Origin of the sequence: Pseudomonas mucoides, from assembly GCF_015461845.1 — a bacterium.
In the GTDB taxonomy this organism is placed as follows: Bacteria; Pseudomonadota; Gammaproteobacteria; order Pseudomonadales; family Pseudomonadaceae; genus Aquipseudomonas; species Aquipseudomonas mucoides.
The window spans coordinates 1,132,596-1,154,780 of the sequence record NZ_JACOPW010000002.1; the positions used below are offsets into that span (position 1 = coordinate 1,132,596).

19 protein-coding genes and 1 pseudogene are annotated in these 22,185 nt (G+C 58.8%); 10 read left to right on the plus strand and 10 right to left on the minus strand.

Annotation, left to right across the window (positions count from 1 at the left end; translation table 11 throughout):
* Window positions 1–373: 373 nt before the first annotated feature.
* Window positions 374–811 carry a DUF6130 family protein gene (locus H8F22_RS13895; RefSeq protein WP_027924816.1) on the minus strand — a complete coding sequence of 146 codons (438 nt, stop codon included), beginning with the start codon at window positions 809–811 and terminating at the stop codon, window positions 374–376.
* A 187-nt stretch (window positions 812–998) separates the two neighbouring features.
* Between H8F22_RS13895 and pdxR the strand changes: the two genes are divergently transcribed.
* From pdxR to H8F22_RS13910, 3 genes are all read left to right on the plus strand, one after another.
* The gene (gene pdxR, locus H8F22_RS13900) at window positions 999–2,504 is read left to right on the plus strand and encodes a MocR-like pyridoxine biosynthesis transcription factor PdxR (protein WP_194940330.1); all 1,506 of its coding nucleotides are present in this window, start codon (window positions 999–1,001) and stop codon (window positions 2,502–2,504) included.
* A gap of 112 nt (window positions 2,505–2,616) precedes the next feature.
* Window positions 2,617–3,687, plus strand: a complete 1,071-nt coding sequence (locus tag H8F22_RS13905; protein WP_194940331.1) for a sugar phosphate isomerase/epimerase family protein — start codon at window positions 2,617–2,619, stop codon at window positions 3,685–3,687.
* Window positions 3,688–3,720: 33 nt separating this feature from the next.
* Window positions 3,721–4,986: an MFS transporter gene (locus H8F22_RS13910; RefSeq protein WP_027924819.1), complete on the plus strand. Its 1,266-nt coding sequence runs from the start codon at window positions 3,721–3,723 to the stop codon at window positions 4,984–4,986.
* 54 nt (window positions 4,987–5,040) lie between these two features.
* On the opposite strand, the gene H8F22_RS13915 is transcribed toward H8F22_RS13910, so the two are convergent.
* From H8F22_RS13915 to H8F22_RS13925, 3 genes are all read right to left on the minus strand, one after another.
* Window positions 5,041–7,041 carry a peptidase U32 family protein gene (locus tag H8F22_RS13915; protein WP_027924820.1) on the minus strand — a complete coding sequence of 667 codons (2,001 nt, stop codon included), beginning with the start codon at window positions 7,039–7,041 and terminating at the stop codon, window positions 5,041–5,043.
* 153 nt (window positions 7,042–7,194) lie between these two features.
* Window positions 7,195–8,676 carry a DUF1254 domain-containing protein gene (locus H8F22_RS13920; protein ID WP_027924821.1) on the minus strand — a complete coding sequence of 494 codons (1,482 nt, stop codon included), beginning with the start codon at window positions 8,674–8,676 and terminating at the stop codon, window positions 7,195–7,197.
* 118 nt (window positions 8,677–8,794) lie between these two features.
* Window positions 8,795–9,919: an MFS transporter gene (locus H8F22_RS13925; protein WP_194940395.1), complete on the minus strand. Its 1,125-nt coding sequence runs from the start codon at window positions 9,917–9,919 to the stop codon at window positions 8,795–8,797.
* A 195-nt stretch (window positions 9,920–10,114) separates the two neighbouring features.
* Here H8F22_RS13925 and H8F22_RS13930 point away from each other — a divergent pair, with 195 nt between their 5' ends.
* Together H8F22_RS13930 and H8F22_RS13935 are read left to right on the plus strand one after the other, a co-directional pair.
* A complete protein-coding gene (locus tag H8F22_RS13930) occupies window positions 10,115–11,008 on the plus strand; it encodes a LysR family transcriptional regulator (protein ID WP_027924822.1) in 894 nt (297 codons plus the stop codon).
* Window positions 11,009–11,017: 9 nt separating this feature from the next.
* Window positions 11,018–11,359: pseudogene (locus H8F22_RS13935) on the plus strand (diguanylate cyclase domain-containing protein); the annotation flags it as partial.
* Window positions 11,360–11,443: 84 nt separating this feature from the next.
* On the opposite strand, the gene H8F22_RS13940 reads toward H8F22_RS13935, so the two are convergent.
* Window positions 11,444–12,031, minus strand: a complete 588-nt coding sequence (locus H8F22_RS13940; protein ID WP_027925200.1) for a TetR/AcrR family transcriptional regulator — start codon at window positions 12,029–12,031, stop codon at window positions 11,444–11,446.
* 149 nt (window positions 12,032–12,180) lie between these two features.
* Between H8F22_RS13940 and H8F22_RS13945 the strand changes: the two genes are divergently transcribed.
* The 4 genes from H8F22_RS13945 to H8F22_RS13960 all read left to right on the plus strand — a co-directional run bounded on the left by H8F22_RS13945 (window position 12,181) and on the right by H8F22_RS13960 (window position 16,139).
* Window positions 12,181–13,281 (plus strand): alkene reductase, encoded by a 1,101-nt coding sequence (locus tag H8F22_RS13945; RefSeq protein WP_194940332.1) that lies wholly within the window; start codon window positions 12,181–12,183, stop codon window positions 13,279–13,281.
* A gap of 55 nt (window positions 13,282–13,336) precedes the next feature.
* The gene (locus H8F22_RS13950) at window positions 13,337–14,125 is read left to right on the plus strand and encodes an SDR family NAD(P)-dependent oxidoreductase (RefSeq protein ID WP_059182630.1); all 789 of its coding nucleotides are present in this window, start codon (window positions 13,337–13,339) and stop codon (window positions 14,123–14,125) included.
* Between the two features lie 84 nt (window positions 14,126–14,209).
* Window positions 14,210–15,079 carry an alpha/beta fold hydrolase gene (locus H8F22_RS13955; protein ID WP_059182629.1) on the plus strand — a complete coding sequence of 290 codons (870 nt, stop codon included), beginning with the start codon at window positions 14,210–14,212 and terminating at the stop codon, window positions 15,077–15,079.
* Between the two features lie 61 nt (window positions 15,080–15,140).
* A complete protein-coding gene (locus H8F22_RS13960; protein WP_059182628.1) occupies window positions 15,141–16,139 on the plus strand; it encodes an NADP-dependent oxidoreductase in 999 nt (332 codons plus the stop codon).
* Window positions 16,140–16,197: 58 nt separating this feature from the next.
* Here the strand turns inward: H8F22_RS13960 and H8F22_RS13965 are convergent, their stop codons facing one another.
* The 5 genes from H8F22_RS13965 to H8F22_RS13985 form a co-directional block, all read right to left on the minus strand.
* Entirely contained in the window at window positions 16,198–17,331 is a 1,134-nt protein-coding gene (locus H8F22_RS13965; RefSeq protein WP_027925195.1) for an aminotransferase class V-fold PLP-dependent enzyme, read from the minus strand.
* A 145-nt stretch (window positions 17,332–17,476) separates the two neighbouring features.
* On the minus strand, window positions 17,477–17,860 hold the full coding sequence (locus tag H8F22_RS13970; protein WP_027925194.1) for a VOC family protein: 384 nt from the start codon (window positions 17,858–17,860) through the stop codon (window positions 17,477–17,479).
* 91 nt (window positions 17,861–17,951) lie between these two features.
* Window positions 17,952–19,070, minus strand: a complete 1,119-nt coding sequence (locus H8F22_RS13975; protein ID WP_027925193.1) for an S-(hydroxymethyl)glutathione dehydrogenase/class III alcohol dehydrogenase — start codon at window positions 19,068–19,070, stop codon at window positions 17,952–17,954.
* A 119-nt stretch (window positions 19,071–19,189) separates the two neighbouring features.
* The gene (locus H8F22_RS13980) at window positions 19,190–20,158 is read right to left on the minus strand and encodes an ABC transporter substrate-binding protein (protein ID WP_059182626.1); all 969 of its coding nucleotides are present in this window, start codon (window positions 20,156–20,158) and stop codon (window positions 19,190–19,192) included.
* A 154-nt stretch (window positions 20,159–20,312) separates the two neighbouring features.
* Window positions 20,313–21,149, minus strand: a complete 837-nt coding sequence (locus tag H8F22_RS13985) for a HalD/BesD family halogenase (protein ID WP_027925191.1) — start codon at window positions 21,147–21,149, stop codon at window positions 20,313–20,315.
* 135 nt (window positions 21,150–21,284) lie between these two features.
* Here H8F22_RS13985 and H8F22_RS13990 point away from each other — a divergent pair, with 135 nt between their 5' ends.
* Complete coding sequence (locus H8F22_RS13990) at window positions 21,285–22,169, plus strand: LysR family transcriptional regulator (protein WP_407692650.1); 885 nt, start codon at window positions 21,285–21,287, stop codon at window positions 22,167–22,169.
* Window positions 22,170–22,185 lie beyond the last annotated feature (16 nt).

Here is a 22,185-nt window from a genome sequence, read left to right on the forward strand (position 1 = left end):
TGAGCCAAGAAATCGGCGCGCCGAAGCGCCCTGCGCACAACCGCCATCAAGTGCAGGCATGGGATACCTGACTGATAGGGACACTGTGCGTCTTGACATCAACGGGCGACTAAACCCGATCACTGATGGGCAGTGACGGGAATCAAATTACCGAGGGAGCCCAAGGCGCACAAGCCGGCGGATTCTGGCGTAGCCGTAGGCAACGGCGCAAGGTTTTGTAGCTTTCAGGACGTAACCTGGAGGGCGTTTAAACACGCGCTTTCAAAAGTTGTTGAATGAGCCGACACGTAGTTCCTAAAGACTCCTGTCGTGGGAATGATCAATAACCTGTGACGAGGGGGACGGCTTTATTGTTCCTGCCGTCTGAAGCCGCTCACTTCTGCGGAACGACAAAACTCACTTCCGTATGGGTGAGAATCTTGTGAGTCGGATCCGCCACTTCAAGCAGCACCTTATGCGTGCCGGGCGTCAGCCCAACCACGATAATCGGATCTTCACTGGTGTGCGCCCATGTCCCTTTCCAGTCGTCGACGGTCACATGCAGGTGAGCGAGACGGGGTGATACGTCAGCAGCCGTTTTGCCAAACACCGGCATGATCCTGGCGTGTTCTATTTGATACTGGATGATGACAACCCCGCGGGCGAGCGGCTCGGCAAGCGGCGGATAGGCGATGAGCGTGGGCACCGCCTCGGATTCCAGCGGGAGGATTGCCGGTGGCTGCTGGGGGGCTGCAATGCCTTGACCGCTTGCGGCGATGTAAAGAAAGAATCCCGACGCAACGGCCAAGGCATTTCTGAGCGCGACGGGCATGATTGTTCTCCCGTGAGATAACTTAAGGCTAGATCAAACTTGGCAGTTGTCGATATGGCACAGAACGTGCCGCATCCTCTCGAACGCCGCACACCCTCAACGCCCGATGGATGACTTATCGAGTATCGCTCGATACCCTACCTCCCAGTTCCCAGCCCAACGCCCCTTTCACCCAGGCGAGCATGTCATGAAATCCCCCGCAGGTTTGCTGCTGTCGGCTATCGAACTGGACCGTACCAGCGCCATTCCCCTGTACCGCCAACTGTATCTGCAAATTCGCAAACAGATACTCAACGGCAGAATCCAGGGCGGCGTGCGTCTGCCGTCGACGCGGACCTTGAGCCAGGAATTGGGGCTGTCGCGGATCACCATTCTCAATGCGTTCGATCAGTTGATTGCCGAAGGTTTTCTGGCCTCGCGCACCGGTGCCGGTACGTACGTCGGCACGGAGTGGGAAAACCGGGGGATCGAGGACGAGCAAACGTCCCAGCCACCGCGCCTGTCGGACCTGAGCCAGTCAATGCTGTCGCTGCGCAGCGATCATTTTCGCGGGGTGTCCTATGCCGACTGGGACCCTGCGACCCCAACCTCTTTCCTGCCCAGCCACAGCACCTATGAAGCCTTCCCGCAGGCGATCTGGCGGCGCCTGATGAACCGTCATCTGCTCAAGCCCACCAAGGCCATTCTGGGTTATGGCGAATTGCAAGGCTTGCAGGCGTTTCGCGCGGCGATTGCCGAATACGTTTTCGATGCGCGGGGCATCGACTGCGATGCCGGGCAAGTCGTGATCGTTTCCGGCGCGCAGCAAGCGTTCAACCTGCTGGGCATGTTGCTGCTCAATCCGCAGGACAGCGTCTGGATGGAAGATCCGGGGCACATCGCCGCGCGCATTGCGTTGCAGGCCCAAGGGGCGCAGGTGATTCCCTTGCGTATAGATGAACAGGGGATCGACGTCCAGCAAGGCCTGGCCGAGTGCCCTGATGCCCGCCTGGTGTTTTGTACGCCGTCGCGCCAGCACCCGTTGGGTGTCACCCTCAGTTATGCGCGGCGCCAGGCGCTGATCGACTGGGCGGCGCAGCATCAGAGCTGGATCATCGAGGACGATTGCGACAGTGAGTTTCGCTACAGTGGCCGCCTCCTGCCGGCGCTGTATGCCATGGACCAGATGGCCCGGGTGATCTACGTCGGTACGTTCAGCAAAGTGCTCTTCCCGTCACTGCGACTGGGTTACGTGATTCTGCCGCAGGCACTGGTCGAACCCTTTTGCACGTTGCGTGCGGTGATGGATCGCAGCCCGCCCACCCTGCTTCAGGCGACGACAGCAGACTTCATGGGCGAAGGCCACTTTCTGGGGCACATCCGCCGCATGCGTGCGCTGTACAAGGCGCGCCAGCAGGCCTTGATCGGAGAGCTTGAAAAGCAGATTGGCAGCTTTTTCAGGATCACCCCGGCGGACGCCGGCATGCACCTGATCGCCTGGCTGCCCGCCGAACTCAGTGACATCGAAGTTGCCCGGCAACTGGCCCAGCGCAACATCCACACCTACGCCTTGAGCGACTACCGCATCCAGCATGCCCTGCCGCCGGCGCTGTTGATCGGCTTTGCCGGCACACCCGAACACCAGGCCCGGGAGCGTGTCGAGGCGCTGGCCCAAGCCTTGCGCGCATTGGGTTATCTGCCGCCGACCACTTGAGGCGAGGCAAGTGGTCTTATCAAATAACTGATAGTGGATCTATCGAGAGTTCCTGACTGGCGCGATAAAGGCTGCGCCGGCAGACCCGGTGTCTGAACCAGGAACGACTCTAATGAACAATAAGATCCAGGAACGATTCAACGCCTTGCTGAGCCATAAAGTGGTCGAAGACGGGGCTGTCCCCGTGCTCACGGATGCACTGGCCCGGCGGTTGCTTGAGCGTCTGGGGCAATTGCGTCTGTTTGCCCACGCCTACCCGCTACTGACCAACCTCACCCACGGCCGTGTGACCCCGGCCGACCTGCTGGACTTCGCCTATCGCCACGAGCTGCAAGGCCTGAGCCTGCACTTGCTCGACGGCGAGGAAAACAGCCTGAGCCAGATGTCACCCGTGCAACTCCAGGCGTTTGCCGCCAAGGCCAAGGCGCTGGGGCTGGATGTACACCTGGAAATCAGCAGCACGCGGAAAAAGGATGTCAACCAGGTGATCGCCATCGCCAGGGCGCTGGGGGTGCGCAACATCCGTGTTTACTCGCGTTACGAGGGCATGCTGTCACAGGTCATGGAGATCATCGAAACCGACCTGCAGTACCTCGCGCAGCAAGCCGATGAACACGACCTGTTCTTTGACTTCGAGCAGCATGAAGAACTCAAGAGCGGCGAAATCGCGCAACTGCTCAATCGCCTCAACCACCCTCGCCTGCATGCCCTGTTCGACTTCGGCAACATGATCAATGCCTGCGAACAGCCTTTGCAGGCCCTGCGCAACCTGGGGCCGCACATCCGCCAGACGCACATGAAAGGCGTACGCATCGTCCCCGAACACAACGGTTTCGGCCATTACGGTGTACTGCAGGGCAGCGACGAAGACGATCTACCCAGCGCCCGCCTGCTGTTCGAATTGTTGATGCTGGGCGAAGCCACCCCACAGGTGATCGCCTTCATTCTCGAGCAGGAAAACCACTACGTGGCCCCCGCCTTCCGCCAGAGCATCGAGGCCGCTGATCCGTTTATTGCTTACCGGGAGATGAGCGAAACGCCGCTCCCGAACGGCTTCTCGCTGGAGCAAATGCTGGCCGATGAACACCGTTGGGCAAACAACCAGGTCGCCTATGTCCGTAGCCTGCTGGCCGAACTGCGCACCTTGGCCGAACTGACCCTGGCCAGCCCTTCCAACGCCTGACCCTGACGACCCGATTACGCCCGGAGAACAATAATGACAACTCAAAACAAGGCCAAGTGGCTCCGATTCCTGATCCTCATCCTCGGGGGCGGCACCATCTACAAACTGGCCAACCTCAAGGACGCCTTTTACGTGCCCATGCAGGAATTCATGGGGTTGAGCCACACTGAAATCGGCATGCTGCTCAGTGCCAACGCGATCATCGCCACTGCGCTGTTTGTGCTGGGCGGCCTGCTCGCCGATCGCTACGACACGCGCAAGCTGATCCCCCTCGGCCTGATCGGCACCGGTGGCCTGGGGTTGTACCTGGCGACCTTTCCGCCCTTCAGCAATTTACTGATCGTGTTCAGTCTGTTAGCCGTGTGCGCCGACTGCCTGTTCTGGCCATCGCTGCTCAAAGCCATCCGCAACCTGGGTGACGATCAGGAGCAAGGCCGGTTGTTCGGCCTGCTCGAAGGCGGGCGTGGCGTGGTGGATACACTGGTGGCGTTTTCGGCGCTGGGCGTGTTCGTCGCCATGGGTTCGGGCGAAACCGGCCTGAAGTCGGCGATCCTGTTCTACTCGGTCATCGACATTTTGGCCGGCACCCTGACCTGGTTCCTGCTCAAGAGCGGCAACGCGCAGTCGGTGGCCAAGCCCAAGAATGGCCTGGCGAACCTGATGGAAGCGATCAAGGTTCCAGGCATCTGGCTGGTCAGCCTCAACGTGTTCATGGTCTACATCGTCTATTGCGGCCTGACCTATTTCATTCCCTACCTCAAGGAAATGTACGGGTTGCCCGTGGCATTGGTGGGCGCCTACGGCATCATCAACCAGTACTTCCTGAAGATCCTCGGCGGACCTGCCGGCGGTTTTATTGCCGACAAGCAATTCAAGAGCACCAGTCGCTACCTGAAGTGGGCATTCCTGGCGCTGTTGCCGCTGATGGGCGTAATTATGTTGATTCCGAAAAGCCCGGGCTTCATCTATGCGGGCATGGCTGCCACCCTGTCCTTCGCCTTGATCGTGTTCTCCATGCGCGGGGTGTTCTGGGCGCCCATGGGTGAAGTCGGCATTCCCCAACACATCACCGGCTCGGCCTTCGGAATCGGTTGCCTGATCGGCTATGCGCCCGGCATGTTTGCCTACGTCATCTACGGCGCGATCCTCGATCATTTCCCCGGTGAACAGGGTTACAACTATGTCTTCACCTTGATGAGCCTGCTGGCCGTCGTGGGCTTCATGGTGTCGAGCCTGCTTTATCAAGCGGTGCGCAAAAAATCCGTGACCACTGACGGCATGAGTGCGGCGCAAGCCTGATCGTCGAGTGCAGAGGTCATCGGCATTGACGATGACCTCTGCCTCGCCCGTCACTCAATGCGGCGCGCGAGGAATCGTCTTCAGTAGGTCTTCAGGGCTGATGTAACCCACCACCGGCTCTGAACCACTGCCCGGCAGTGGCAGGTCAAGGATGTGGCCCTTGATCTTGCCGATGACGTGCATTTCGCAAGGCTTGCAGTCGAACTTCAGGGTCAGCACTTCGTCACCGTGCACCAGTTGCATTGGCGCGACTTTGGTGCGCACACCGGTCACGCCTTTGGCTTGCTTGGGGCACAGATTGAAAGAGAACCGCAGGCAGTGCTTGGTGATCATCACTGGCACTTCCCCGGTTTCTTCATGAGCCTCAAACGCCGCGTCGATCAGCTTGACGCCGTGGCGGTGATAGAAGTCCCGGGCCTTCTGGTTGTAGACGTTGGCCAGGAACGACAGGTGCGACTCCGGATACACCGGCGGCGGCGTGGTTTCGGCCTTGCGGTGACCTCGCGGGTGGGCGAGCAGCCGGGCCGCGGTCAATGCCTCGATCACTTCGCGACGCAAGGCTTTGAGCTGCGAGTTGGGAATGAAAAACGCCTGGGGTGCATCCAGCTCAATGGCAGTGGCGTGGTAGTCCGTGGTGCCCAATTGACCGAGCAGGTCGCGCAGTTGCTCCAAGGCCTGCTCCGGCTTGTTGGCCAGACCGAACGGACCGTCCAGCGACAGGCTCGCGCTGACGCCCTCCTCGCTCGTGGCGGTCAATTGCAGGCGCTGCTCATCCAGACGGGCCACCCAACTCAAACCGATACGGCGTTCGGCAGAAGTCTTCTGCAAGGCTTGCTGCCAGTTATGGTCAAGGTTGCGGCTCAGTGGATGGTTGGGCCGCAGCTTGAACATCCCGTCTGGCATCTCGTTGGGTTCGACCCGGTAGCGATAGCGCTTCTGGCCGTCTTCGAGGAATTCACCCTTGGGCTCGGCGATGTTGGCGCGGAAACCCACCACCTCGCGTTTGATCTGCACATTAAGGCCGTCGCCATTGGACAGCGGCTCGAAGGTCACCACCTGCAAATCACGCTTGCCGACCTTCTCCACCACGCCCACCGACAAACCGGTGAAGGTCGGTGAGTCGAAGGCGCCGATGTCGATCTTGCGATCAGTGACGAAGTAATCGGTGCTGCCACGGTGGAAGGTCTTGTCCGGGTCGGGCACGAAGAAGTGCGCGGTGCGGCCGCTGGAGGCCCGCGCCAGGTCCGGGCGGTCTTCCAGCACGTCGTCCAGACGCTGACGGTAATAGGCCGTGATGTTCTTCACATAGCCCATGTCCTTGTAGCGCCCTTCAATCTTGAACGAGCGAACCCCGGCTTCGACCAACGCCCGGATGTTGGCGCTCTGATTGTTGTCTTTCATCGACAGCAGGTGTTTTTCGTAGGCGACGACGCGGCCTTGGTCGTCCTTGAGGGTATAAGGCAAACGACAGGCCTGGGAGCAGTCGCCCCGGTTGGCACTACGACCGTTCTGGGCGTGAGAAATATTGCACTGCCCGGAGAACGCCACGCACAACGCGCCGTGGATGAAGAATTCGATCGCGGCATCGGTCTCGTCGGCGATGGCGCGAATCTCTTGCAGGTTCAGCTCGCGGGCCAATACCAGTTGGGAGAAACCCGCCTGGTCCAGAAACTTCGCCCGTGCCAGCGTGCGGATGTCGGTCTGGGTGCTGGCGTGCAGCTCAATCGGCGGGATATCCAGCTCCATCACCCCCAGATCCTGAACGATCAACGCGTCGACGCCGGCATCGTACAACTGGTGAATCAGCTTGCGCGCCGGCTCCAGTTCGTTGTCATGCAGGATCGTGTTGATCGTGGTGAACACGCGGGCGTGATAGCGACGGGCGAACTCCACGAGTTGCGCAATATCGCTGACTTCGTTGCAGGCATTGTGCCGGGCGCCGAAGCTCGGGCCACCGATGTACACGGCGTCGGCGCCATGCAGGATGGCCTCGCGAGCGATGCTCACGTCACGGGCGGGGCTGAGCAATTCCAGGTGATGTTTGGGAAGAGACATATTTTTTATCTGGTTATCACGGTAGGTGCGCATTGTAGCGGGCAAAAACGAGATGGGCACGTGGGGCGACGGAATGAGGGTTGTTGCACACCTGCACAGCAAAAGCAGCACTTGCCGACACCCACTTGCAGCGAGTGTCAGCAAGGGGTCGCACTACTTCGATACCACCACCGCCGGTGGCTGCCAGCTGCCTTCGCCAGGGGGAAGAATCGAAGGCGGTGCGGTCTTCGGCCAGTAGAGACGCATCACCAGATAGACCGTGTCGTCAGGTGCCGGCAGCCAGTTGGCTTCCTTGGCCTTGCCGGGGGAGTCCTTCTGGATGTAAATCGTCAGTGAGCCATCCGTGTTTTTCTTCATGGCCGACAGCATCGGCGAATTGATCAGGTAACGGTTGAGCGGATTCTTGATCAGCAGTTGGCTCTTGCCGTCGTACAGGGTCACCGACCAAAAGGCATTGACCGGCGGCAGCTTGCCGGCCGGGAAGGTAAGCGTGTAGTTGCGCTTGCTGGTATCCAGCGTCTGGCCGTTGCCGTCGGTGCGGGTATAGGGGTACATCGCCTCAACGGCGTCATTGCCGTAAAGGCCGCCCTTCGCGGCACCGGCACGCATCAGCCAGTCGGCCTTGTAGAACGCCTGGTCGCCGAAGAACGCACCGACGTTCCAGCCATTGATGTTTTTCATGCCGCTCGAGAGAAACTGGTCCACCTTCTCATCGCCGGCCTTCATTCCCAGCAAGACTACCGCTTTGTGTTCGAGCGAGAGGTCTTTGAATTCGAAGCGCCGGCCGGGGCCTACGCCGATGCTGGCCAGCTTCGCCCGGATCTGCTTGTCGTCAGCCGATGGCGGCACATACTCCAACGCGGCCGACAGGTACTCGAAGAAATTGTCCTTGATCCCCGCCGTGGTGGCCGGTACGAAATCAATCTTCGGGGCCGCGGGCGGCGCTGGTTGATGGAGGAAGGCTGAAAGCGGCTGGACCTTGTAACCCGCCTGAACCTTCTCGACATTGGGCATGTCGGCTGGATTGAACAACTGGGTCCGGATCAACGTCAGGGCAAAGGGGGTCGTGGAGGTGAACACTTTATCGATGCCAGGCGGTGTCGCCCCTTTCCAGTCAGGGCCTGCAATCAGATAGCTCCCGGGCGCGCTGGCCGTTGCCCGGCTGCCGATGTAGCCAAAGTTATAGGTGTTGCCGTCGATCAGCTGCACCGAGTAATAGCGCTTTTTGGAGACTGCCGGCACGGTGATCACCAGAGGCTCGGCACGCAGGTCGGTCCAAAGTATCGAGTATGGAGTGTCGCTGTTTGGCGTAATGACGGCAGTGTCAGCGGGCGTCGCGACCCGATGTTCGTTATACAGTCGGTTGAAGGGCGCCTTGAACTGGCTGGACTTGGGGTCCACCGCGAACTCGTTCATCACGGCGTAGTTCATCACCAGCGGCAGGCCGTAGATAAAGCCTTCCTCGGCGATAGCCTTCGTCTGTTCGAGGCTCGGCGCGGGTACGCCCTTGGCCACATCAGCCTTGTCTGCCTGTGTGATCGGATCGTTCTTGCTCGCACATCCCGTGAAAAGCGTTGAACCCACCACGACAAGTGCCGCAACTAATGTCCAGCCCCGGTTAAACGTCCTGTTCATGTCCACCTCGTTTGTTCTGAGCAAGTTGGCACCACGCCAGTCTGACGACTGAATGCCTGCAAGAACCCTAGGCACAGGGTTCCGGCTCGTCAAACGGACAAGGACAATTTTGAGTTCATCACTGATTGACGGTGCTTCGCGATGTGAACAAGGCCATCACTGCCGCGAGCACCAGCAAGATAGCGCTGGCGAGAAAGGTCATGCGATAGCCGCTCCCGTCGAACAACAGCCCGCCGAGGGTAGAGCCCAGGGCAATGGATAGCTGAATGACCGCCACCATCAGGCCGCCACCGGCTTCAGCATCCTTGGGCAACGCCTTGGCCAACCACGACCACCACCCCACAGGTGCCGCCGTCGCGATCAGGCCCCACAGCCCCAGTAATACAAAAGCAGCCACGACGCCACCGCCAAGGACAATCAAGGACAGTGCAATGGCGGCCATTAAGAGTGGAATGCTGACCAGGACGCGGTACAGGCCGGTTTTCAGGAAACTGCCGATCAGAAGGGTCCCGACAAAACCCGCCACGCCGATGACCAGCAGGATCATCGACAACAGGGAGACCTCTACACCCGTGACGGTCTCCAGAAACGGGCGCAGATAGGTGAACAATACAAACTGCCCCATGAAGAAAATGCCCACGCTCAACATGCCGAAACGGACCAATCGGCTCTTCAACAATCGAAAGACATTGCCCGTGCCCGCTTTACGCGGCGTCGCCGTCATGGCTGGCAGGCTGATCCACTGCCAGATCAATGCGATGATCGCTACCGGAATCAGGCAGAGAAAAGCACCCCGCCAACCGATGACACTCCCCAGATAGCTTCCCAGTGGGGCGGCCACTACGGTTGCCAGCGCATTGCCGCCGTTGAAGACTGCCAGCGCCTTGGGCACGCTATGGGACGGTACCAGGCGCATGGCCATTGCCGCCGACATCGACCAGAACCCGCCGATCACCACGCCGATCAGCGCACGCCCCATCATGTACACCGTATAGTTTGGCGCCAGACCGACCACCAGCCCCGACACGCACATAATCCCGGTCAGTAGCAGCAACAGCGTCTTGCGGTCCATGGCGCCCGCAAGCCTGGAAATCGAAAGGCTTGTCAGCACCGCGAAAGCGCCGGAGATGGCAATCCCATACCCGGCCAGTCCTTCACTGATGTGCAGATCCGACGCAATCGGCGTGAGTAAACTGACAGGCATGAACTCGGAGGCGATCAGCGCGAATACGCACAGTGTCATCGCAAAGATGCCACTCCAGTAAGCCGGCCGTTCCCCAGTTCCCGGCGTGCCGAGGGCATCACCTGTCGGGGTGTCGAATACAGGTGTCTCGCTCATCCTTAGTACTCCGTTCCAGATAGGTGACAGAGCTTGACGGATTCGAGATACCTTGATTAGTAGGTGTAATCTTCATGTGCTTTTGAGAAAAACTCAGCAATGGCCCATACCAAAGTCAACGATCTCCAAGCTTTTCTGGCAGTGGCACGCGATCAAAGCTTCACCAAAGCCGCAGCCAAACTGGGCATTACGCCTTCTGCACTGAGTCATACGATCCGGGCACTTGAACAAAGACTGGGAATACGTCTGCTCGCCCGCACGACACGCAATGTGTCGCCGACAGAGGCAGGCGAACGATTGATGCGCTCGATCGCCCCGCTTTTTGATCAGATCGCGGTCGAGATTGAAGCCTTGAGCGAATTACGGGACAAGCCCAGTGGCACGATTCGTATTTCCTGCACCGACGATCAGATTGAGTTGTGCATTCGGCCGATGCTTGCAGGCTTCTTGAAGAATTACCCGGATATCACCCTGGAGTTCTACGTCGACTATGGATTCACCAACGTGGTCGAGGAACGCTTCGATGCCGGCATTCGCCTGGGCGAATCGATCAGCAAGGACATGATCGCCGTTCGCATAGGACCGGATTGGCGGTTGGCGGTGGTGGGCTCTCCAGCCTATTTCGAACACAACCCGGCACCCACAACCCCCTATGAACTGACCGGGCATGACTGCGTGAATATCCGACACAGGCCATCAGGGGCGATTTACGCCTGGGAGTTTGAACGAGATGGCCGGGCGTTTACGGTCAAGGCAGATGGGCCACTGGTTTTCAACAGCATCATGCATGTTCTCAATGCCGCCGTTGATGGCATTGGTCTGGCCTATGTACCCGAGGAATTGGTCGCACCGTATCTGGCCGACGGCCGCCTCAAAGAAGTCCTGGCCGACTGGTGCCCCGAGTTTCAGGGTTACCACTTGTATTACCCCAACAGACGCCAGACCTCTCCCGCCTTTTCTGCATTGGTGGAGGCGCTGAAATATAGAAGCTGAGTGTTCTGGGCGCAGCGCATGACCCAACAGGTTCGTCCCGGGGATACCATCGTGCGCATGGGCGGTGACGAATTTATCGTCTTGCTGCCAGATCTGCTTCGGGATGAGGACGTTGTACCGGTGGCCGAGCGATTGATGGCCAGCATTGCCAGACCCTACTGCCTCCAGGGCATTGACCTGCACGTGAGTGCAAGTATCGGCATCACCCTGAGTGATGGTGACATCGAGCAGCCGATGCAGCTGATCCAGCAAGCTGACATGGCCATGTACAAAGCCAAGCAGCAAGGGCGCAACAACTTCCAGTGGTACAGCAGCGATCTCAATCAACGCGAAGGGCAGTCGCTGCGACATTATTCAGGGCTATTACTTTGCCAAACCGATGCCATACGAGGCACTTGAGATGTTCTTGGGCACCAAAGTCGAGTGACTGCCGGTCTACACCGCGTCCACGTCATTGACCGGCAACGAAGCAAACATTTCAGCGCGGCACACCTCAAGGATCTCATCCGCCAATGCGGAATCATCCGGGCAGGCACGTGACAAAATAATTGCACCGACAGCACGAGACAGCAGGTCGATCATTTTCTTTCTCCCCTCACCCGAAGCGGCATCCGGCTTCGTCGGATATTTGTCCCCGAGCGTTTGCAAGGTGTGCTCGATCCCTTCGGCAAACGTCGCTTTCACATCATCCGATTGACGCGCCGCGTCGCCACACAACGCGGCCATGGTGCAACCGTTGCCGCGTCCGTCCCGATGTTCCCTCGTCACATAGACGTCGATGAAGCCCGGAACATCGAGCGATTCAGCACCTTCCAGCGATTTGGAAAGGCTGCTGGCCGAGGCTTCGGCCATCAGGTCGGCCTTCGAGCCGAAATGCTTGTAGAAACCTCCGTGGGTGAAACCGGCAGCCGCCATGAGATCCGATATACCGACGCCGTCGAAGCCACGCTCACGGAACAGCTCAGAGGCCGTCTCAACGATGTGCTCCCGATTGGCCTGCGCCTGGGCCTTGGTCACTCTCACGTGCAATACCTCATGTCCACTGGGAAATCATGGGCCCAATGATACATAGATGTTGATCACAATCAAAACCGTTGACAGTTTAGATTTCGATCATCATCCTAATTGCACGCACCACCGACCTCCATCAACAGGCACGGAAGACATACCCGATGACCGACCAGAATCTGTTCACCCCTTACACGCTTGGCGCCCTCACGCTGTCGAACCGTGTCGTCCTCGCGCCGCTGACGCGCAACCGCGCAGGCCAGGGCTTTGTGCCAAGTGAGTTCGCGGCCACCTATTACAGCCAACGGGCCAGCGCAGGCTTGCTGATCAGCGAAGCCACGCAGATTTCCCGACAGGGCCAGGGTTATCAGGACACTCCCGGGATCTACACGCAGGCGCAGATAGATGGCTGGCGCACAGTGACCGATGCCGTCCACGCCAAGGGCGGAAAAATTTTCCTGCAACTGTGGCATGTCGGTCGGGTGTCGCACGTTGATCTGCAAGAAAACGGCGCCGCTCCCGTGGCCCCTTCTGCGTTGCGCGCCGCCACCAAAGTGTTCGTCAACAACCGCTTTGAAGACGTCTCCGAGCCGCGCGCACTGGAGATCAGCGAACTGCCGGGAATCGTCACCGATTTCCGCCAGGCCGCGGCAAACGCTGTCGTCGCCGGGTTCGACGGCGTGGAGATTCACGGTGCAAACGGCTATTTGCTGGATCAATTCCTCAAGGACAGCGCCAACGTGCGCACCGATGCTTACGGCGGCTCGATTGAAAATCGTGCGCGTCTGCTGCTTGAAGTGACGGCAGCCGTCGTCAATGAAATCGGCGCGGATCGCACCGGTGTGCGCCTATCGCCTGTGTCGCCGGCCAATGGCGTTTCCAGCAGTGATCCGCGGGCGCAATTCGATTACGTCGTCGATCAACTCAACGCCCTCGACGTCGTTTATCTGCACGCAGTCGAAGGTGCAACCGGTGGCCCCCGCGACGTGGCGCCATTCGATTTCGGCGCCCTGCGCCAGCGCTTCAAAAACACCTACATCGCCAACAACGGCTACGACCTGGACCTGGCGACTTCGCGGCTCGCCGAAGACCAGGCCGATCTGATTGCGTTCGGTCGTCCGTTCATTGGCAACCCGGATCTGGTTGAGCGCCTCAAGAGCGGCGCGCCGTTGTCCGCCTTCAACCCCGCCACCCTCTATGGCGGCGGCGCGGCAGGCTACATCGACTACCCGACGCTGGCTGAATCGGGCGCCATCGCAAGCTGAGCAATCAATGACCGCGCTTTTTTGTTTTCACACATCCTGAAAGAGAGATGACCCCATGAGCATTCGTCCTACCGTCCTCATCACTGGCGCCTCCACTGGCATCGGCGCCGTCTACGCCGAACGCTTCGCGCAACGCGGCCACGATCTTGTATTGGTTGCCCGAGACCAGGCACGCCTGGACGCACTTGCAGCGCGCTTGCGCAGCGAACACGGCGTCGCCGTCGAAGTGATTCCGGCGGATCTGACCCAACTCAGCGATCTGACAACCGTTGAAGCACGCCTGCGCGACGACGCCCGTATCGGCATCCTCGTCAATAACGCTGGCGCCGCGCTGTCCGGCAACTTCATCGACCAAAGCACCGACAGTGTTGCGCAATTGGTCGCCCTCAACACCACGGCGCTGGTGCGGCTCGCCAGCGCCGTCGCCCCACGCCTGGCCAAAGCAGGCGAAGGCGCGATCATCAACATCGGTTCGGTGGTGGGCCTGGCGCCCGAGTTCGGCATGTCGGTCTACGGTGCGACCAAGGCGTTTGTGCTGTTCCTTTCCCAAGGCCTGAGCCTGGAACTTTCGCCCTTGGGCGTTTACGTGCAGGCCGTGCTGCCGGCCGCTACCCGCACGGAGATCTGGGATCGCTCCGGCATCGACATCAACACCCTGAACGAAATCATGGAAGTGGGCGATCTGGTGGATGCCGCACTGGTCGGTTTTGATCGGCGTGAGCCAGTGACGATCCCGCCGCTGCACGAAGCTGAACGCTGGGATGACCTGCAGACTGTACGTCAGGGCCTGCTGGGGCAGATCCGCCAGTCTGCGGTTGCCCAGCGTTACCAAATCCCACAGTGATCTTTTTGTAGCGAACACCCAGCCAGGATTCGATGCAGGCGCCCAAGGCACTGCATCGAAAGCGGCCCGCTGTTCGGAGTAGACATGACTCCCACGAATACAAATAACCCCGCTGGCTCGCCGACATCGTTCGTCAATGCGGCGAACCAGTCGATCACGGTCAACGGCATTCCCTTCGCCTATCGCGACATCGGCCCCACAACCGGTGTGCCCCTCGTACTGTTCAACCATTGGGGCGCGGTGCTGGACAACTTCGACCCCGGGATCATCGATGGCCTGGCACAAACAAGGCGCATCATTGCCACCGACTATCGTGGGATCGGCGGCTCTGGAGGAACCGCGCCACTGACGGTCGGCGAAATGGCAGACGATGCCATTCAACTGATACGCGCGCTGGGTTTCGAGACAGTTGATGTGCTCGGTTTTTCACTCGGCGGTTTTGTCGCTCAAGACCTCGCCCTGAAGGCGCCCGAATGGGTGCGCCGCTTGATTCTCGCCGGCACCGGACCGGCCGGCGGCCCCGGTATCGACAAGGTCGGTTCGGTGACGTGGCCATTGATGCTCAAAGGCTTGCTGACCTTTCGCGACCCCAAGTTCTACCTGTTCTTTACTTCAACGCCCAACGGCCGCCGATCCGCCTCACAGTATTTGCGACGCCTGAAAGCACGCCAAAAAAATCGCGATAAAGGCCCGACGCCCAGCGCTTTTCTCCGGCAGTTGAAAGCCATCACCGCGTGGGGCAAACAGGTCCCTCAAGACCTCGGGCGCTTGCGCACGCCGACGCTGATCGTCAACGGCGATAGCGACATCATGGTGCCCAGCATTAACTCGATTGGGCTGGCCAACCGCATCCCCAATGCACAACTTGTGATTTATGAGGATGCCGGCCACGGCGGCATTTTCCAGCACTACGCTGACTTTGTGGACAAGGCACTGACGTTCCTTGATGCCTGATCAACGCGACGCCGTAAAAGCACCGCCCACCCCCATTCCAACCGACAAGAGCCGCACAACGATGAAGGCATTTTTAATTGATCGCTACGGCAAGAACACCGGGCGCATTGGCGAAGTCCCCGCCCCCGCGGTGGGTGTCCACGACGTCTTGATTGAGGTACATGCCAGCAGCGTCAACGTGCTGGATTCGAAGATCCGCAAAGGCGAATTCAAACTGATCCTGCCCTACTCATTTCCACTGGTACTGGGCAATGACCTGGCGGGCGTCGTGGTTGAAGTTGGCTCGCAGGTGAAGCGTTTCAAACCAGGAGACGAAGTCTACGCTCGCCCGCCAGAAACGCGGATCGGGACGTTCGCCCAATTGATCGCCGTGAACGAAAACGCAATCGCCCTGAAGCCTGCCAATACCGACATGGCTCAAGCCGCGTCGATCCCTTTGGTCGCACTGACCGCCTGGCAAGCGCTGGTCGAAACCGCCCAGTTGAAAAAGGGCCAGAAAGTGCTGATCCACGCCGGCTCCGGCGGTGTCGGCTCCCTGGCCATCCAGCTCGCCAAACACCTTGGCGCCTTTGTCGCGACCACCACCAGCACCGCGAATGTCGAATGGGTAAAGGCGCTGGGGGCCGATCGGGTGATCGATTACACACGGCAGAACTTCGAAAGTGTCTTGCACGACTACGACGTGGTGTTGAACAGCCTCGGCGCGGACGTGCTGGAGAAGTCACTCAAGGTCCTCAAGCCCGGTGGCCAACTCATTTCCATCTCGGGACCACCCACTGCGCAGTTCGCGCAGGAGCAAGGATTGTCCTGGCCATTGAAGCAAGTCATGCGCCTGCTGAGCCTTGGTATTCGGCGCAAGGCACGCAAGCGGGACGTCAGCTACGCGTTCGTGTTCATGCGGGCCAATGGCGCGCAACTGCAACACATCACCGCGCTCATTGAGGCCGGAATCATCAAACCTGTGATTGACCGCTCCTTCACCTTTGAATCAACGGCAGAGGCATTGACGTACGTCGAGCAGGGACGAGCCAAGGGCAAGGTCGTTGTTACGATCAAATGACTACGCTGCCTGTCGATGAGTCGACCACAGAGGCCGCTGAATCGATGTATGGTTTCGATCAGTTAGCCATCACCTCGTCCAGTGCCTGCTCGAGGGTGCTGACCGTGCGCTCGATGTTGTGCAGCTTTTCGAGTCCGAACAGACCGATGCGGAAGGTCTGGAAATCAGCCGGCTCGTCGCATTGCAACGGCACTCCGGCGGCGATCTGCAGGCCATGGTCGGCAAATTTCTTGCCGCTCTTGATGTCGGCATCATCGGTGTAGCTCACCACTACGCCTGGGGCCTGAAAGCCGGCTGCGGCCACGCTTTTGATGCCTTTGCCGGTCAACATGGCGCGCACCCGATCGCCCAGAGCCTGTTGTTCGCCGCGGACCTTGTCGAAACCGTAGGCTTGCGTCTCGTTCATCACGTCGTTAAATCGCGCGAGGGAATCGCTGGGCATGGTCGCATGGTAGGCATGGCCGCCCTGCTCGTAAGCCTGCATGATCTGAAGCCACTTTTTCAGGTCGCAGGCGAAGCTGCTGCTTTGCGTCTGTTCGATGCGCTCGAGGGCCAAAGCACTGAACATCACCAGGGCGCAGCAAGGGGAAGCGCTCCAGCCTTTCTGCGGTGCGCTGATCAACAGGTCGACTGCGCATTTGTGCATATCAACCCACAGCGCGCCTGAGGCGATGCAGTCCAGCACGAACAGGCCACCCACCGCATGCACGGCGTCGCCGACGGCCCGCAGGTAGTCGTCGGGCAGGATAATCCCTGATGAAGTTTCAACGTGGGGGGCGAAGACAATCTGCGGCTTCTGCGCCGCAATGGCGGCCAGCACTTCGTCAAGAGGGGGTGGGGCGTAGGCAGCCTGGCGCCCCGTCTCGACCGGTCGGGCTTTGAGCACCGTAGTGGCCGCCGGGATGTTGCCCATCTCGAGGATCTGGCTCCAGCGATAACTGAACCAGCCGTTGCGTATCACCAGACACTGCTGGTCGGTGGCAAACTGTCGCGCCACCGCTTCCATACCGAATGTGCCGCTGCCCGGGACCACCGCAACAGCCTGGGCGTTGTAAACCTGTTTCAGGGTCCTGGAAATGTTCTTCATTACGCCTTGAAATGACTGCGACATGTGGTTGAGCGAGCGGTCGGTGTAGACCACTGAGTACTCGACCAGCCCCTCGGGATCGATACTGGGATAGAGCTTTGACATGGAGTGACTCCTTTGGCAGAGATGTCAGTGGTATCGACCCTGCCCTAAGCCTTGGCAAATGACAAGATCGCTCGGGATTGAATGGCGACTTCTGCGGTCGATAACGTCCTGTTACGAAGGGCAGCCGCCGCCGCTCGAATAAAGCTTAGGCAGGCTTGAAACAGTACGCGGCCAGTTTGTTACCGTCGAGGTCCCGGGCATAGGCGGCATAAGCATCGGGTGCCCAGCCCCGCGGCCCCGGAGCGCCTTCGTCGGTGCCGCCACAGGCCAGCGCTGCCGCGTGGAAGGCGTCGATGGCGGCGCGATTCGGTGCTTCAAAGCTGACAGTGACACCGTTGCCGACGCTGGCGGGAGCGCCGTTTGCCGGTTTCAGCACGAAAAAGGACGGGGCATTCTCACCCCAGATAGATCCATTGTCTTCCAGGTCAGCGATGCGTTTCTGGCCGAGTGCGCCGAGTACGTTGTCGTAAAAACGGCGAGCCTTTTGCAGATCGTTGGTACCGACGGTGACGTGAGTGAAGATGCTCATTTTGATGCTCTCTTTTTTAAAAACCAGGTGGGTGGGCATTGCGGTTTGCCCGTGCGCGAGACGTCTGACGCTCGACGCCAGGGCGATTCAATCAGCGATCGAAGTGGATAACGGTGCGAATACTCTTGCCTTCATGCATCAATTCGAAGGCCTTGTTAATGTCTTCAAGTCCCATCGTGTGGGTGATGAAGGTGTTGAGCGGGATTTCGCCGGTCTGGGCCTTTTCGACATACGTGGGCAATTCGCTGCGGCCTTTTACACCGCCGAAAGCGGAACCGCGCCAGACACGACCGGTGACGAGCTGGAACGGACGGGTACTGATTTCCTGACCGGCGCCGGCGACACCGATAATCACCGACTCGCCCCACCCTTTATGGCAGCACTCCAGGGCCGCGCGCATGAGATTGACGTTGCCGATGCATTCAAAGGAGTAATCCACGCCGCCCTCAGTCATCTCGACAATCACGTCCTGAATGGGCGTGTCGTGATCCTTCGGGTTGATGAAATCGGTAGCGCCCAGTTGCCTGGCGATGTCGAACTTGGCCGGGTTGATGTCGATTGCGATGATCCGCCCGGCCTTGGCCATGGTCGCGCCGATAATGGCGGCCAGGCCGATGCCCCCGAGACCGAAGATCGCCACGCTGGCGCCCTCCTCCACCTTGGCCGTGTTGAGCACCGCGCCAATGCCGGTCGTCACACCGCAACCGAGCAGGCAGACCTTGTCGAGAGGGGCATCCTTCGGAATTTTGGCCAGGGAAATTTCCGGCAGCACGGTGTACTCGGAGAACGTCGAGGTGCCCATGTAGTGGAATATGGGCTGGCCCTTGTAGGAAAAGCGGCTGGTACCATCGGGCATCAGGCCCTTGCCCTGAGTCGCACGGATCTTCTGGCACAGGTTGGTTTTGCCGGATGTGCAAAATTTGCACTCGCCACATTCGGGGGTGTACAGCGGGATCACATGATCGCCCACCGCCAGGGACGTCACCCCCTCACCGACCGCCTCGACGATACCACCGCCTTCGTGGCCAAGAATGACGGGGAAGATCCCTTCGGGATCGGCACCGGACAAGGTAAACGCATCAGTGTGACAAACACCTGTCGCAACAATACGTACCAGCACCTCACCGGCCTGCGGCGGTGCTACATCGATTTCCACAATGTGCAATGGCTGGTTCGCCGCGAAGGCGACGGCCGCTCGTGATTTGATCATGTTCGTAATTTCTCGGACGCGAAGTAGAGCCGCCTCTGTGTAGAAGCAGTAAAAATCAGTAGTAAGCGTGTGTTAAGAGGGACGTTACAAAGGGCGGGCATCCTTGCCCTCAAGATCGGTTAGAGCGATGCCTCGATCTTTTTTGCCGCCGCTTCATCTACCCAGGCGTGCCAGACTTCCGGGTGTTCCTTGAGGAACATCCTGGCCAGCTTCGGAGATTCGATGCGTTCCCGGGTCATCCTCGCCAGGTTCTGATTCAACAGGTCGATGGGAATGTTGACCTTCTCCAGAACCGCGACCAGTTCGGGAGCTTGTTCATGAAAAGCCTTGGAGAGTCCGACCATGGTGATAACGTCTTTGTTGGCGCCCGTCTTTTCTTCCAGTCTTATCGCATCGATCTGCCCCATCAGCGGTGTCGGTGACCAGTAATAGAACAGTACCGGTTCACCGCGTTTATAGCTGGACAGGACCGCCGCATCCAATGCGGCACCGGTGCCTGGACGGAAATTCGTGAAGGTGTTTTCGAGACCGTACTCTTTCAACATCTCGGTATTGTCCTGCTCACAAATCCAACCCGCGGGACAGTTGTAGAAGCGGCCTTTTGAAGGTTCCTCAGCGTCGTGAAAGACGCTCGCGTACTTGCTCAAGTCAGCGACTGTCTTGAGGTCAGGAGCTTGCGCTGGCCTGTTACGTTTAACGTCCCCTTCAACAACATAGCGCGGTACATACCAGCCCTGTGTCGCACCAATAATAGGCGCGCCAACCCCGACGACTTTTCCGGCTGCCGCAGCCTTTTTCCAGACCTCGCTGCGTTCCATCCATTCTTCGCCAAACACCTGAATGTCGTTGCCGGCCAGAGCGGTCTCAAGAATGATGGTATTACCCACCAACTGATCCGTTGCACAGCCATAACCGTCCTTGAGCACAATCATCATGATGTCGGTCAGGAGCATCCCGCTCTCCCAATTCAGGCCGGCAAATTTCACCGGCTTGCCCGACTCACACCATCCTGAAGCCTGGCTTGAAGCACTACCAACGAGCAGGCCAAGGGTGAGCAACGAGGCCAGCAAACTCTTCCTGTTTTTCATGATCAGACGCTCCGAATGATTATTATTGGGGGCAGCGAACTGTTGTGTGCAACACAGGAACAAACGAGTCCATCAGATTCAGCATGGACGAGTCTGTGCGCATACACGTGAAGCCAAGGCGTGAATCAATTGCTTTTATTGTGATTGGCGAAACTTAAACCGGGTCTACGGAGGTGCGTCCGTAGAACAACTGGCGGGCATAGGCACTGAACTCAACATTGGGCTGGTCCACGTACGCGAACACCGCATTGAGCCTCAGCCGGTCCCCTTCCACCGGCGTCACCCGGTGCAATGAATAGCGGCCGCGAAACAATGTCAGGGTGCCGGGAACTTGAGGCAAAACCTCTACCTGCTGTGTTTTCGGGTCATCGAGGAATTGCCTGACCGCGTCATAACAATCGTCGTTTTCATTGCGCAGCATGCGCACATACTCGAAATCCCCACCGGCATTCGCCGCCTGAAGAGACAGCGTGACGCTGAAGTCGGAACGGTCAAAATGCCAGCCCAATTCCTGCCCTTCCGTGAAGCCCTGCAAGTTAAGGGCAGCTAATGGATCGGCATGGCGATAGAGCGCGTCCAGCGCCAATACATCTTTGATGAAAGCAAGGACGTCGTCCGACTGATAGATCTGCCTGATCAAATGCTCGGCCGGAATATCGGCGTAGGCAACGGTGTCTTTTGCCGTGTTCATCAATCGTCTTAGCGGATGTTGCGGATCAACGCTTTCATCTTGAGGCTTGAAGTAAACCGTGTGGTTTTCCCGAAAATGAAACATGCGCGAATGCAGGGCTAGTGTCTGATCTGCCATCTCGACAACCGATGGATCGCGAACAAAACCCGGGAAGATTGCAACACCCTCCTCCCCCAGCAATGACTGGCTTTGAGCAACCAGTGCGAGGTAGGCGGGACTGGTGCGGTCAGTAATGGGATAACGCTCAAGGTCGATGATATCGCCCAGGGTCAGTGCAGGTGTGAAAGGTAAGGTAGTCATTTTTGTTGGTCTCCAGTGGCTCTGCTGGATTCAGATTGCATCGTCACAAAAAACAAGTCACGCTCATAATTTTACGCAATTTTGTGAATTATTTTCAGGTCGCCTGCCATGAGACTCACACTGGATCACCTTGTGATGCTGCAAACCCTATCGGAGGTGGACTCGGTAACCGCCGTTGCCGAGCGCCTATGGCTGACGCCCTCGGCAGTCAGTCACCGCCTACGCGAAGCCGAGCGGCGGCTGGGTGTCAGCCTGACGGAACGATCAGGAGGAAAGCTCAGGCTCAGCCCTGCTGGCGCACGCCTGGAACGAGCAGCCAAAGACATCATTGCGATACTCAATGAAGCCGAGTCTGAGGCCAGGTCCATGGCCGGTGGCGTCACGGCGTTTGTACGCATGGGTGTCACCTCCTACGGCCCGTTTCGCTGGATTCCGAAATTCATCAAGCACTACTCAAGTCTGCGGCCAGACATCGAAATCACGCTGGTGACCGTGCCCCGTAATGACGTTTATGCGAGCCTGATGCAAGGAAGACTCGATGTGTCCATCATCGATGACGGCATGGTGCCTAGCGGTGTCGCCAGGTTGCCGCTTTTTCGGGACGACTTGATTGCGATCATGGCAACCGATCATCCCCTTGCCGGAAGGAAAAACATCTACGCGCAAGACTTCAAGACCTACAACCTGGTGACGTATTCGACCGATCGCGCCAGCGGCTGGGAATATGACCGTTTCTTCGCCCCCGCCAGCATTTTGCCGCGCCGCATGATCACGGTGGAGTTGATCGAAGCCATCGTCGAACTGGTGCGCTCAGGCTACGGAATCAGCATCTTGCAACGCGATTTGGTAGCCCCCAGCCTTGAGCGCGGGGAGCTTGCGTGGGCGTCCCTGAATGACGGTCTGGATATCGCCTGGAACGCGATCATTCGCCCCTCGGAACGGGAAGACAGTGAGGTCAATAAAATGGTTACAGAGCTGGATAGCTGGATTAAAAATGCAGGAAAACCTGAGCACGGCTAATCGCTGTCTGGCCTGC

What these genes read in the sequence shown, in the direction of transcription:
- H8F22_RS13920 (WP_027924821.1), bottom strand. Translation starts at nt 8,676, where the DNA reads ATGAACAGGACGTTTAACCGGGGCTGGACATTAGTTGCGGCACTTGTC.
- H8F22_RS13945 (WP_194940332.1), top strand. Translation starts at nt 12,181, where the DNA reads ATGACCGACCAGAATCTGTTCACCCCTTACACGCTTGGCGCCCTCACG.
- H8F22_RS13955 (WP_059182629.1), top strand. Translation starts at nt 14,210, where the DNA reads ATGACTCCCACGAATACAAATAACCCCGCTGGCTCGCCGACATCGTTC.
- H8F22_RS13910 (WP_027924819.1), top strand. Translation starts at nt 3,721, where the DNA reads ATGACAACTCAAAACAAGGCCAAGTGGCTCCGATTCCTGATCCTCATC.
- H8F22_RS13895 (WP_027924816.1), bottom strand. Translation starts at nt 811, where the DNA reads ATGCCCGTCGCGCTCAGAAATGCCTTGGCCGTTGCGTCGGGATTCTTT.
- pdxR (WP_194940330.1), top strand. Translation starts at nt 999, where the DNA reads ATGAAATCCCCCGCAGGTTTGCTGCTGTCGGCTATCGAACTGGACCGT.
- H8F22_RS13960 (WP_059182628.1), top strand. Translation starts at nt 15,141, where the DNA reads ATGAAGGCATTTTTAATTGATCGCTACGGCAAGAACACCGGGCGCATT.
- H8F22_RS13925 (WP_194940395.1), bottom strand. Translation starts at nt 9,919, where the DNA reads ATGACACTGTGCGTATTCGCGCTGATCGCCTCCGAGTTCATGCCTGTC.
- H8F22_RS13985 (WP_027925191.1), bottom strand. Translation starts at nt 21,149, where the DNA reads ATGACTACCTTACCTTTCACACCTGCACTGACCCTGGGCGATATCATC.
- H8F22_RS13990 (WP_407692650.1), top strand. Translation starts at nt 21,285, where the DNA reads ATGCTGCAAACCCTATCGGAGGTGGACTCGGTAACCGCCGTTGCCGAG.
- H8F22_RS13905 (WP_194940331.1), top strand. Translation starts at nt 2,617, where the DNA reads ATGAACAATAAGATCCAGGAACGATTCAACGCCTTGCTGAGCCATAAA.
- H8F22_RS13970 (WP_027925194.1), bottom strand. Translation starts at nt 17,860, where the DNA reads ATGAGCATCTTCACTCACGTCACCGTCGGTACCAACGATCTGCAAAAG.
- H8F22_RS13965 (WP_027925195.1), bottom strand. Translation starts at nt 17,331, where the DNA reads ATGTCAAAGCTCTATCCCAGTATCGATCCCGAGGGGCTGGTCGAGTAC.
- H8F22_RS13915 (WP_027924820.1), bottom strand. Translation starts at nt 7,041, where the DNA reads ATGTCTCTTCCCAAACATCACCTGGAATTGCTCAGCCCCGCCCGTGAC.
- H8F22_RS13980 (WP_059182626.1), bottom strand. Translation starts at nt 20,158, where the DNA reads ATGAAAAACAGGAAGAGTTTGCTGGCCTCGTTGCTCACCCTTGGCCTG.
- H8F22_RS13975 (WP_027925193.1), bottom strand. Translation starts at nt 19,070, where the DNA reads ATGATCAAATCACGAGCGGCCGTCGCCTTCGCGGCGAACCAGCCATTG.
- H8F22_RS13930 (WP_027924822.1), top strand. Translation starts at nt 10,115, where the DNA reads ATGGCCCATACCAAAGTCAACGATCTCCAAGCTTTTCTGGCAGTGGCA.
- H8F22_RS13950 (WP_059182630.1), top strand. Translation starts at nt 13,337, where the DNA reads ATGAGCATTCGTCCTACCGTCCTCATCACTGGCGCCTCCACTGGCATC.